11 protein-coding genes are annotated in these 10,711 nt (G+C 62.6%); 7 read left to right on the plus strand and 4 right to left on the minus strand.

The annotated features are described in order from the left end of the window. The first annotated feature begins 14 nt into the window (after positions 1-14). From ACQ4WQ_RS08030 to ACQ4WQ_RS08060, 7 genes are read left to right on the plus strand one after another with little or no spacing between them, the layout of a single operon-like run. A complete protein-coding gene (locus ACQ4WQ_RS08030; protein WP_436496023.1) occupies positions 15-893 on the plus strand; it encodes a FliM/FliN family flagellar motor switch protein in 879 nt (292 codons plus the stop codon). A gap of 1 nt (position 894) precedes the next feature. Continuing rightward, a complete protein-coding gene (locus tag ACQ4WQ_RS08035; RefSeq protein ID WP_046684914.1) occupies positions 895-1,260 on the plus strand; it encodes a FliM/FliN family flagellar motor switch protein in 366 nt (121 codons plus the stop codon). Further along, positions 1,257-2,027, plus strand: a complete 771-nt coding sequence (gene fliP / locus ACQ4WQ_RS08040; protein WP_326457479.1) for a flagellar type III secretion system pore protein FliP — start codon at positions 1,257-1,259, stop codon at positions 2,025-2,027. The genes ACQ4WQ_RS08035 and fliP overlap by 4 nt, the downstream gene beginning before the upstream one ends. A gap of 3 nt (positions 2,028-2,030) precedes the next feature. Further along, positions 2,031-2,303 (plus strand): flagellar biosynthetic protein FliQ, encoded by a 273-nt coding sequence (locus tag ACQ4WQ_RS08045; protein WP_034757874.1) that lies wholly within the window; start codon positions 2,031-2,033, stop codon positions 2,301-2,303. An 11-nt stretch (positions 2,304-2,314) separates the two neighbouring features. Then, positions 2,315-3,112: a flagellar biosynthetic protein FliR gene (locus ACQ4WQ_RS08050; protein WP_436496026.1), complete on the plus strand. Its 798-nt coding sequence runs from the start codon at positions 2,315-2,317 to the stop codon at positions 3,110-3,112. 20 nt (positions 3,113-3,132) lie between these two features. After that, positions 3,133-4,272 (plus strand): EscU/YscU/HrcU family type III secretion system export apparatus switch protein, encoded by a 1,140-nt coding sequence (locus ACQ4WQ_RS08055; protein ID WP_326457477.1) that lies wholly within the window; start codon positions 3,133-3,135, stop codon positions 4,270-4,272. Beyond that, on the plus strand, positions 4,269-6,356 hold the full coding sequence (locus tag ACQ4WQ_RS08060) for a flagellar biosynthesis protein FlhA (RefSeq protein ID WP_326457476.1): 2,088 nt from the start codon (positions 4,269-4,271) through the stop codon (positions 6,354-6,356). The genes ACQ4WQ_RS08055 and ACQ4WQ_RS08060 overlap by 4 nt, the downstream gene beginning before the upstream one ends. Positions 6,357-6,424: 68 nt before the next feature. Here the strand turns inward: ACQ4WQ_RS08060 and ACQ4WQ_RS08065 are convergent, their stop codons facing one another. The 4 genes from ACQ4WQ_RS08065 to ACQ4WQ_RS08080 form a co-directional block, all read right to left on the minus strand. After that, positions 6,425-7,525, minus strand: a complete 1,101-nt coding sequence (locus tag ACQ4WQ_RS08065) for a hypothetical protein (protein WP_436496029.1) — start codon at positions 7,523-7,525, stop codon at positions 6,425-6,427. Positions 7,526-7,582: 57 nt separating this feature from the next. Beyond that, on the minus strand, positions 7,583-8,458 hold the full coding sequence (locus ACQ4WQ_RS08070; RefSeq protein ID WP_436496031.1) for a flagellin N-terminal helical domain-containing protein: 876 nt from the start codon (positions 8,456-8,458) through the stop codon (positions 7,583-7,585). A gap of 180 nt (positions 8,459-8,638) precedes the next feature. Further along, positions 8,639-9,514, minus strand: a complete 876-nt coding sequence (locus ACQ4WQ_RS08075) for a flagellin N-terminal helical domain-containing protein (protein ID WP_436496033.1) — start codon at positions 9,512-9,514, stop codon at positions 8,639-8,641. Positions 9,515-9,756: 242 nt separating this feature from the next. Continuing rightward, positions 9,757-10,632 carry a flagellin N-terminal helical domain-containing protein gene (locus ACQ4WQ_RS08080; RefSeq protein ID WP_436496035.1) on the minus strand — a complete coding sequence of 292 codons (876 nt, stop codon included), beginning with the start codon at positions 10,630-10,632 and terminating at the stop codon, positions 9,757-9,759. Positions 10,633-10,711 lie beyond the last annotated feature (79 nt).

Here is a 10,711-nt window from a genome sequence, read left to right on the forward strand (position 1 = left end):
GACATGACCACTACATGACAATCACTACCAAGACAGATCAAACTGCGCGCCATCAAGTCCTCGATTCCTGTCTGCTTGGACGTCCTGTCCATTTGCTGCATGTATTCGGCGCCCAGTTGCGCGACGACCTGGCCGTGGCCCTGCGCCAGCCCATGAGCCGTCGCTACTGGGGCAATTTCCAGATCGATGCCGTGAGCTTGTCGCGCGTGGAGAACGAGGACGGCGTGAACCGCTGGCTGAGTTTTTCCGCGCCGGCCGGCCAGCCGGGCTTTGCGCTCGAGCGGCAGATACTCTTGAGCGTGCTGAACTATCGCTATGGTAGTGCCGGCGCCAAGGGCGCGCTGCCCGATCCGGCGCAGGTGCGCGTGACGGCCACGGAAGAACGCCTCGCTGTGGTGCTGGGACAACAGTTGGTGGGCAGCTTGTTTGCCCGCATCCACAAGAACCTGCAAACCCTGGGCAAGAGCAGCGACATCGACACCAGTGCCGAGGTCGCCGTGCAGTCGGGCGTGCATCCTGCGCGCGGCAGCTGGATCATCACGGTGGCGCTCAGCGACGTCGAGGCGGGGCAGAGCGGCCAGTTCTGGTTCTCGCTGGACAAGCGGCTGATGGCCGACGTGCTGCGCGGCTTGCTGCCCGAGCGCGCGCAGGCGAAAAAAGCCTTGCGCGGCAGCGTGCGCCCGCTCGCGTCGCGCCTGCAAGTGACCCTGGAAGGCCGGCTGGTCAGCAAGCAGATGCAGCTGGGCGCCTTGTTCGACTTGCGCGTGGGCGACGTGATTCCCGTCAGCCTGAGCCGCACCGATGTGATGCTCGACGATTCCCGTTTATTTACAGCGGCTGTTTCCGAACATAAGGGCAAGCTCTGTTTAACCTCATTTGAAGATGTCGAATAATATGAATATGACCGATACCAACCAGAGCGAAACCCTGCTGGAAGACCTGGGCGATGACATGATCATCGACCAGGGCGACGTCTCCGACGTGGCCAGCACCCGCGCGCGCCGCGACATTCCGCAAATGATGCGCAAGATTCCCGTCACCCTGACCCTGGAAGTGGGCTCGGCCCGCATTTCGCTGGAAGAGCTGATGGCCATCGGCCCGGAAAGCGTGATCGAACTCGACATGCTGGCCGGCGAACCGCTGGTGATCAAGGTCAACGGCACGCCGATCGGCCGTGCCGAAGTGGTGGTGGCCGGCGAGAACTATGGCCTCAAAGTCATCGACCTCGACGGCCTCAATCTCGACCTGATGACAGCATGAAGCTGGCGGTACCCGGCTTGAGCCGGCGCCGCGGTGCGCTGGCTGCCGCGCTGGCTGTCCCTCTTTTGATGCTGTGCTGCGCCGGCGCCGGCGCGCAGGACCTGCTGTCCGGCGTGGTGCCGGGCGCAAAGACCGACCTGTCGGTGAAGATGCAGATCCTCGTCGTCATGACCCTGCTCGGGCTGCTGCCCGTGATGGTCATGATGATGACCAGCTTTACCCGCTTCGTCATCGTGCTGTCCCTGCTGCGCCAGGCCCTGGGCCTGCAGCAGGGTTTGCCCAACCGCATCGTCACCGGCATCGCCCTGATCCTGACCTTGCTCGTCATGCGCCCCATCGGCGACCAGGTGTGGAAGGAAGCGTTCGTGCCGTACGACCGCGACCAGATCGGCATGCAGGAAGCCCTGAAGATCGCCGAAGTGCCGATTTCGCGCTTCATGCTGGCGCAGACGAGCAAGGCCGCGCTGGCGCAGATCGCGCACCTGGCCGGCGAACCGTCGAGCATGCGTCCGCAAGACCACAGCTTCACGGTCAAGCTGGCCGCGTTTGTCTTGTCCGAACTCAAGACGGCGTTCCAGATCGGCTGCATGCTGTTCATCCCCTTCCTCATCATCGACCTGGTGGTGGCGTCCGTGCTGATGGCCATGGGCATGATGATGCTGTCGCCGCTGGTGATCTCGCTGCCGTTCAAGCTGCTGCTGTTCGTGCTGGTCGATGGCTGGACCCTGACCGTCAACACCTTAGTTACCAGCATACAGGGCTATTGATCCATGTTTACCCCTGAAGTCGCCGTCGACCTGATCATCGAAGCGCTGCATGTCGTCATGCTGCTGGTGGTCATCCTGGTCGTGCCCGGTTTGCTCATGGGCTTGCTGGTCGCGCTGGTGCAGGCGGCCACCTCGATCAATGAGCAGACCATGAGTTTCCTGCCGCGCCTGCTGGTCACCTTGCTGGCCCTGATCCTGGCCGGACGCTGGATGGCCGGTTACCTGATGGATTATTGCGTGTCCATTTTTCAGCGCGCCGCCACCCTGGTCGGATAGCGCCGCGCGCCATGGATCAGATTTTCAATCAGGTGCTGCCGTTTTTGCTGGCCGTGTGGTGGCCGTTCTGCCGCATCCTGGCCATGCTCAGCGCCTCGCCCGTGATCGGCGACGCCATGGTGCCCGTCCCCGTGCGGGTGCTGCTGTCGCTGGTGCTGGCGATCCTGATGCTGCCCGTGATGCAGGCCTCGGGCGCGTCGCAGGACTTGCTGAAGATCGATCCGTTTTCCCTGCATGCACTCGTCGCCACCCTGGAGCAGGCCGTCATCGGCTTCGTCCTGGGCCTGGCCTTCCACTTCGCCATGTCCGTCATGTCGGTGCTCGGTTACCTCGTGTCGAGCCAGGTGGGCTTTTCCATGGCCGTCATGAACGACCCGCTCAACGGCACTTCGTCGGACGTGATCACGGGTTTGCTCACCATCATGTGCATGATCGTGTTTTTCGCCATCGACGGCCACCTGGTGCTGACGGGCGTGATCGGCGCCAGTTTCAAGGCCTGGCCCGTGGGGCAGGGCTACGGCGCGCTGCTGCTGCAGACGGTGGCGTATAACGTGGCGTGGATCTTCGCCGCGGCCATGCTGCTGGCCTTGCCCATCATCTTTTCCACCATGGTGGTGCAGCTGGGCTTCGGCTTCCTGAACCGCGTGGCGCCGTCGCTGAACCTGTTTTCGCTGGGTTTTTCCATGATCACCATGTTCGGCCTGCTGATGCTGATGCAGATCGTGCGCTTTATCCCGGAACACTATGTCGCCATGACGAACCGCGTGCTCGATATGATCGCCGAACAGATGCGGGTGGCCCATGGATAGCGCGCGGAAAGGTGTGACGCATGGCCGATAGCAGCACGGGCGACAAGACAGAAAAGGCGTCAGCCCAGAAGCTGAAGAAATCGCGCCAGGAAGGGCAGGTGGTGCGTTCGCGCGACCTGTCGACGGCGCTGGGCATCCTGATCAGCATGAAGGTCTTCATTTACCTGCTGCCCGGCTATCTGGTGAGCTTTCGCGAGCTGTTCGCCATGGCCTTCATGCCGCTTGACAGCAAGGGTGCGCTGGACAATGCCATGTCGATGGCGTTTACGACGTCCGTGAGCTTGCTGATCAAGATGATCGTGCCGCTGTTTTGCGTGCCCCTGTTCGTCGTGCTCGGCTCATTGATCCCCGGCGGCTGGGTCATCAGCACGAAGAACTGGATGCCGAAGATGGAGCGCCTGAGCCCGGCCAAGAACCTGGGCCGCCTGGTGTCGCCCAAGCATGCTTTTGAATTCGGCCTGTCCATCGCCAAGGCCGCCGTGCTGGGCATGGTGCTCGTGCACGTGAGCCGCTCCAGCCTGACGCAGTACGTGGACTTGCAGCACCGGCCCTTGCAGCAGGCCATGCTCGACGGCTCGGCGCTGATGCTCGACGGCCTGATGGCGCTCATTTCCGTCTTCGTCCTGTTCGCCATCATCGACGTGCCGGCGCAGGCGTTTTTCTTTGCCCGCAACCAGCGCATGAGCAAGCAGGACGTCAAGGAAGAACATAAGAGCAGCGAAGGGCGGCCCGAAGTGCGCCAGCGCATCCGCCAGCTGCAGCAGCAGATCGGCCGGCGCAGCGTGCGCAAGACCGTGCCCGACGCCGACGTGGTGATCGTCAATCCCGAGCATTACGCCGTCGCGCTCAAGTATGACCAGGACCGCGCCGAGGCGCCGTTCGTCGTTGCCAAGGGCGTCGACGAGATGGCGCTGTATATCCGCCAGGTGGCGAAGGAACACAACATCGAAACGCTGGAATTGCCGCCGCTGGCGCGCGCCATCTACAACACCAGCCAGGTGCAGCAGCAGATTCCCGTGCAGCTGTACCAGGCCGTGTCGCAGGTGCTCAACTACATCCTGCAGCTGAAAGCATTCCGTACTGGGCAGCGTGCCGCCCAGCCCCCATTTCCCACCGAGGTGGTCGTGCCATCTCATTTGAGCGAGGTAGTACCTTCATGAATTTCCTGAACCGGTTGGTTGCCGAAATGCGCCGCCACAAGTTCGCCACGCCGCTGTTCCTGCTGGTGATCCTGGCGATGATCATCCTGCCGCTGCCGCCCGTGCTGCTCGATATCCTGTTCACTTTCAATATCGTGCTGGCACTGATCGTCATCCTCGTCAGCGTATCGGCCAAGCGGCCCCTCGATTTCTCCGTCTTCCCGACGGTGATCCTGGCCACCACCATGCTCAGGCTGACCCTGAACGTGGCGTCCACGCGCGTGGTGCTGCTGCACGGCCATACGGGCGCGGATGCGGCCGGTAAGGTGATCGAGGCCTTCGGTAACGTGGTGATTGGCGGTAACTTCGTCGTCGGTATTGTGGTCTTCGTGATCTTGATGATCATCAACTTCGCCGTCGTCACCAAGGGCGCCGAGCGTATCTCGGAAGTGTCCGCGCGCTTTACCCTCGATGCCTTGCCGGGCAAGCAGATGGCGATTGACGCCGACCTGAACGCTGGCCTGATCAACCAGGAAAAAGCCCAGATCCGCCGCAAGGACGTGGCCGCCGAAGCCGATTTCTATGGCGCCATGGATGGTGCGTCGAAGTTCGTGCGCGGCGATGCCGTCGCCAGTATCCTGATTTTGATCATCAACATGGTCGGCGGCGTGGCCATCGGCTCGCTGATGCACGACCTGTCGTTTGGCGATGCCTTCCGCCAATACGCACTGCTGACCATCGGCGATGGCCTGGTGGCGCAGATTCCGGCGCTGCTGCTGTCGGCTGCGGCCGCCATCCTGGTGACTCGCATCAGCGATTCGGGCGACTTTGAACAGCAGGTAGCGGGCCAGGTGCTGACCTCGCCAACGGTGATCTTCAGCGCGGCCGGCATGATGGTGGCGCTGGCCCTGATCCCGGGCATGCCGTGGTTCATGTTCATGACCTTTGCCGCCGTGCTGGCTTTTGTTGCCTGGCGTTTGACCAAGCGCGTGAAGGGACCCGACGCGGCCGGCATGGCGGCCATCGAGGCGGCCTTGCGCGACGACAAGCCCGCCGAACTGGAGTGGCAGCAACTGCCCGCCGTGCAGCCCTTGATGGTGATGCTCGGTTATAAACTGGTCGGCATGGTGGATAAAACGCAAGGTGAACCGCTGAACAAGCGCGTCAAGGGCGTGCGCCAGAGTTTGTCCGAGGCGATGGGCTTGCTGCTGCCGAATATCGGTGTGCGCGACGACCTGGCCCTGAAGCCGTCGCAATACGCCATCGTGCTGTCCGGCACCGTGGTGGCGCAGGCGGAAGTGCAGGCCGACCGGCTGATGGCGATCCCATCGCCGAACGTGTATGGCCAGCTGGACGGTATACCCGGCATCGAGCCGGCCTACGGCATGCCAGTCACGTGGATCGAACCGAGCGAAAAGGCGCATGCGCTGGGCCTCGGTTACCAGGTCATCGAGGCGCCCAGCGTGATCGCCACGCACTTGTCGAAGATGGTGCGCGAATACCTGCCGGAACTGTTCCGCCACGAAGACGTGTCGAACATGATGGAACGCCTGACGGCCCTGTCGCCGAAGCTCGCTGGCGCGCTGGACAAGGCGCTGACGCACACGCAGCTGCTGCGCGTGTTCCGCGTCTTGCTGGCAGAAAACGTGTCGTTGAAGGATATCGTGCCCATCGCCACCACCTTGCTCGACAGTTCCGAAACGACCAAGGACCCGATCCTGCTGGCGGCCGAAGTGCGCTGCGCGCTGCGGCGCCAGATCGTCAGCGGCCTGTTCGGCCAGAAGATGGAAATGCAGGCCTTTAACCTGGGCGGCGAGCTGGAAAACATGCTGCTCGGCTCCTTGAACCAGGCGCGCCAATCGGGCAAGGTGACGCTCGATAACTATCCGATCGACCCGCACCTGCTGTCGCAGCTGCAAGTGAACATGCCGGTGGCGCGCGAGCAGATGAAGCAGCAAGCCACGCCGCCGCTGCTGCTGGTGCTGCCGCAGATCCGTCCGCTGCTGGCCCGCTACGCGCGCCTGTTCGCGCCGGGCCTGCACGTGCTGTCATACAACGAAATCCCGGAAAACCGCGAAGTGAGCATCATCGGCACGGTGGGATAAACTGCCGGATCGATAAAAAAAACGGCGCTGCGGGCGCCGTTTTTTTATGTTGCTTCAATCTTGTTGCTTCAATCCTGCTCGTCGATGGGCGGCAGCAGCTCGTGTTCCTGGCCGTCGGCCAGCAGCAGCACGGCGCCGCTTTGCGCCGCTTCTTCCTCGTCGCCATAGTCGTAGCCGAGCGGCGCCGCGACTTCCTTCGAGGCGGCGAAGGTCTCCTCTTCGGCTGCGGACGGGGGCGCTGCGGGCGCATCGGGATCGGCCGCCGCTTCCGCTTCCGGCTGCGTCAGCAGCAGCGCCACTTCGGCCATGGCGCGGAACAGGGGCAGCGACAGCGCAGCGGCGCCCGCCTGCATCGGGTAATTGCTGTGCACGCGCTGCGCATGCAGCTGGCGGTTCAGGCGGCAGCGCAGCACGCGCAGGCCCGCGCGCCGCACGGCGTCGGCGATCTCGGGCAGGGCCAGGCGCAGATGGCGCAAGGCGGCTTCCTCGTCGGCGGCCAGTTCCAGCAGCACGCCGTCGCCGGACGGTTCCATCTGGATCACGACCCGGCCGATGCCGATGATGATCAGCTCGACGCGCAACGCCACCTTGCCGCGCCGCCTCGGTGTTGCCTCTTCGTCCTCGTCGCTGGCCAGCACGCGCAGCAGCAAACGCTGGCCGCCCCAGCCATACACGGCAAAGCGCCACGCTTCGCTGTCGACCGTCAGGGGCGGACGGGCGCCTTCGCGCAGCAGGGCCGGTTGCTGCTCGGCCATGAAGAGGTTGCCCGGCACGTGCTGGCCGCGCGCCTGTTCCTGCAGCGCCGCGTATTGTTCGCCATACGTCTTGACCATCACGCGCCACGAGGCGGCCAGCTGTGCCGCGTCGGGCGGCTGCCAGACCAGCTGGCGCGTGAAGAACAGCTGATTGACCTGCATGGCGCTGCTGTCGCGCGGCATGGCGCCGCCAGCCCCATCGGCATTGGGCTTGATGAGCGACGCCAGGCTGTCCTGGCCCGGCTGCTGCAGCTGGGCGGGCAGGGTGCCCGCATCGGGCGCGGGCGCCATGTAGGGGCCGATGGGCACCAGCGGCTGGACCACGCCCGGCACCATCGGCGTCGCGGGGCTGACGTCGAAGCGCTGGGTAATCAGGGGCACCGGATTGCCCGATGCAATGCGGTCTATCGCCATGCCATTGCTTCCTGCTGATACATATTCATCCGATCCGTCATCGCGCCCTGCCAGTCACTATTGTAGTAAAGAAAGAATCAGCTTGCTCATGCTCTGGCTTTGCTTGAGCATTGCCGTGCTTGCCTGCATCAGCATTTGCGCCGAGCTCATGTTGGCGCTTTCGGCCGCGTAATCGACATCCATGATGCGGCCGATGGCGGTTTTGGTGTGGGTGATCATGTTGGACAGGTTGTTATAGACATGGCCGAGCCGGTTCGCGGTGGCGCCCAGCGCCGAGCGCACGCTGCCGACCTTGTCGACGGCCGCCGCCAGCAGGTCGATCATGCCATTGGCGCTGCTGTTGCTGGCAAATTCGGCGCCGGCCGTGGCGCCCGGCGCGAAATTGACGGAGATCGCCTGCAGCGCCGCATTGAGCGCGCCCATGTCGCCCGCCACGTTAAATTGCATCGTCTCGCTGCCGCTGGCGCCGATCTGGAAGGTCATGGCTTGCGACAAGGTGCCGTTGCCAGCGCTGCCGTTGCCCAGCAATAAAGTGCCGCCGTAGCGGGTGTTCGTCATCACGTTGTACAGCTCGGCGCCCAGCGCATCGTATTCGCCCTGCATGGCGTCGCGGTCCTTCTGGTTCGACGAGGCGTCCGCCGCCTGGGTGGCCAGGTCCTTCATGCGCACCAGCATGCTGGTGACTTCGCCAAACGCGCCTTCGGCCGTCTGCAGCAGCGAGGTGCTGTTTTGCGTGTTGCGCATGGCCACTGCCATGCCGCTGGTCTGGGCGCTCAGCCTGGTGGCGATCTGCAAGCCGGCCGCATCGTCCATGGCCGAATTGATGCGAAATCCCGTGGAGAGGCGCGTCATCGACGTCGACAGCATTTGCTGGGCCCAGCCCATGGCCCGCTGGGCTGACAGTGCGGCAGTATTGGTATGAATGCTCAGCACGCGGCGGCTCCAGTGGATGATTGTTCGGGGTACTACCTTGTACAGGCGACTATGCCGGCAACATCGTTAAACGTGATGGCAATTTAGTTCAATATGCGCGAATGCGTCGCGCGGCAGGCGAAAAAAAAGCCAGACCGGAGTCTGGCTTCGAGAGGCTGGCCGCAAGCGGCCAAGTCCATCTTATTGCAGCAGGGACATGACCATCGAGGACATGCTGTTGCTTTGTTTCAGCATCGCGGTGCCAGCTTGCAGCAGCATTTGCGACGACGTCATGTTCGAGCTTTCGGTGGCGAAGTCGGTGTCCATGATGCGGCCGGTAGCGGCTTTGGTGTTGGTGGCGATGTTCGACAAGTTGGTGTTGACGTGGTCCAGACGGTTGGCCGTCGCGCCCAGTGCCGAACGCACGGTGCTGACGCTGTCGATGGCGGTAGCCAGCAGGCCGATGGTGGCGTTGGCGGTGCTGGTCAGTTCCGTTGCGCCGGTGGATGCGGCCGACGAGAAGTTTTTGCTCAGGCCCGTCAGCGCGGCGTTCAGCGAGCTCAGGTTACCGGAAACGTCGAAGTTCATCTTCTCGGTCGAGCTGGCACCGATCTGGAAGGTCATCGAAGTCGACAGGGTGGCGCCCGAACCGGTGGTGCCGTCGCCCAGCAGCTTGGTGCCGCCGAACGTGGTGTTGGTCATCACGTTGTACAGCTCTTGGCCCAGAGCGTTGTACTCGGCTTGCATGGCGGTCTTGTCGTTGGCGGTCGACGACGCATCGGATGCCTGGGTGGCCAGATCTTTCATGCGTACCAGCATGTTGGTCACTTCAGCGAACGCGCCTTCGGCCGTTTGCAGCAGCGAGGTGCTGTTTTGCGTGTTGTTCATCGCAACGGTCATGCCGCTCGTTTGTGCTTTCAGGCGGGTGGCGATTTGCAGGCCGGCAGCGTCGTCCATTGCCGAGTTGATGCGGAAGCCGGTGGAGAGGCGCGTCATCGAAGTCGACAGTTTGGATTGGGTATTCGAGATCGAATTTTGTGCCGACAGGGAGGCAGCGTTGGTGTGAAGGCTCAGCATGGTGTCATTCCTAATTGGGTGGTTACGGTGAGGAGCGACGGTTATCTGCTCCTATCAGTACAAGACGACCGTGCCGCCACCTTAATTAAATGCTTTAAGGAAATTTCTTAAAATAATTGGTATTTCTTGTTTCGCCGGCCCGTTCGGTGGGTATTGCGGCATGCCTGCGCCCGCTGCGCACGAAAAAAAAGCCAGACCGGAGTCTGGCTTCGAGAGGCTGGCCGCAAGCGGCCAAGTCCATATTATTGCAGCAGGGACATGACCATCGAGGACATGCTGTTGCTTTGTTTCAGCATCGCGGTGCCAGCTTGCAGCAGCATTTGCGACGACGTCATGTTCGAGCTTTCGGTAGCGAAGTCGGTGTCCATGATGCGGCCGGTAGCGGCTTTGGTGTTGGTGGCGATGTTCGACAAGTTGGTGTTGACGTGGTCCAGACGGTTGGCCGTCGCGCCCAGTGCCGAACGCACGGTGCTGACGCTGTCGATGGCGGTAGCCAGCAGGCCGATGGTGGCGTTGGCGGTGCTGGTCAGTTCGGTTGCGCCGGCGGCAGCGGCGTTGGAGAAGTTCGCGCTCAGGCCGGCCAGGGCGGTATTCAACGTGCCCAGGTTGCCGGAAACGTCGAAGCTCATTTTTTCGGTCGAGCTGGCGCCGATCTGGAACGTCATCGCGGCGGACAGCGTGCCCTTGGCTGCGCCACTGCCGTCACCCAGCAGTGCGGTGCCGCCGAACGTGGTGTTGGTCATCACGTTGTACAGTTCCTGGCCCAGTGCGTTGTACTCGGACTGCATGGCGGTCTTGTCGTTTGCGGTCGACGACGCATCGGCTGCCTGGGTGGCCAGATCTTTCATGCGTACCAGCATGTTGGTCACTTCAGCGAACGCGCCTTCGGCCGTTTGCAGCAGCGAGGTGCTGTTTTGCGTGTTGTTCATGGCAACGGTCATGCCGCTGGTTTGTGCTTTCAGGCGGGTGGCGATTTGCAGGCCGGCAGCATCGTCCATGGCCGAATTGATGCGGAAGCCGGTGGAGAGGCGCGTCATCGAAGTCGACAGCTTGGATTGGGTGTTCGAGATCGAGTTTTGTGCCGACAGGGAAGCAGCGTTGGTGTGAAGGCTCAGCATGGTGTCATTCCTAATTGGGTGGTTACGGTGAGGAGCGACGGTTTATCTGCTCCTACCAGTACAAGACGACCATCCGTTC

This window comes from Janthinobacterium goodfellowi (assembly GCF_051380695.1).
Classification (GTDB): domain Bacteria; phylum Pseudomonadota; class Gammaproteobacteria; order Burkholderiales; family Burkholderiaceae_D; genus Janthinobacterium.

What these genes read in the sequence shown, in the direction of transcription:
- ACQ4WQ_RS08030 (WP_436496023.1), top strand. Translation starts at nt 15, where the DNA reads ATGACAATCACTACCAAGACAGATCAAACTGCGCGCCATCAAGTCCTC.
- ACQ4WQ_RS08035 (WP_046684914.1), top strand. Translation starts at nt 895, where the DNA reads ATGAATATGACCGATACCAACCAGAGCGAAACCCTGCTGGAAGACCTG.
- fliP (WP_326457479.1), top strand. Translation starts at nt 1,257, where the DNA reads ATGAAGCTGGCGGTACCCGGCTTGAGCCGGCGCCGCGGTGCGCTGGCT.
- ACQ4WQ_RS08045 (WP_034757874.1), top strand. Translation starts at nt 2,031, where the DNA reads ATGTTTACCCCTGAAGTCGCCGTCGACCTGATCATCGAAGCGCTGCAT.
- ACQ4WQ_RS08050 (WP_436496026.1), top strand. Translation starts at nt 2,315, where the DNA reads ATGGATCAGATTTTCAATCAGGTGCTGCCGTTTTTGCTGGCCGTGTGG.
- ACQ4WQ_RS08055 (WP_326457477.1), top strand. Translation starts at nt 3,133, where the DNA reads ATGGCCGATAGCAGCACGGGCGACAAGACAGAAAAGGCGTCAGCCCAG.
- ACQ4WQ_RS08060 (WP_326457476.1), top strand. Translation starts at nt 4,269, where the DNA reads ATGAATTTCCTGAACCGGTTGGTTGCCGAAATGCGCCGCCACAAGTTC.
- ACQ4WQ_RS08065 (WP_436496029.1), bottom strand. Translation starts at nt 7,525, where the DNA reads ATGGCGATAGACCGCATTGCATCGGGCAATCCGGTGCCCCTGATTACC.
- ACQ4WQ_RS08075 (WP_436496033.1), bottom strand. Translation starts at nt 9,514, where the DNA reads ATGCTGAGCCTTCACACCAACGCTGCCTCCCTGTCGGCACAAAATTCG.
- ACQ4WQ_RS08080 (WP_436496035.1), bottom strand. Translation starts at nt 10,632, where the DNA reads ATGCTGAGCCTTCACACCAACGCTGCTTCCCTGTCGGCACAAAACTCG.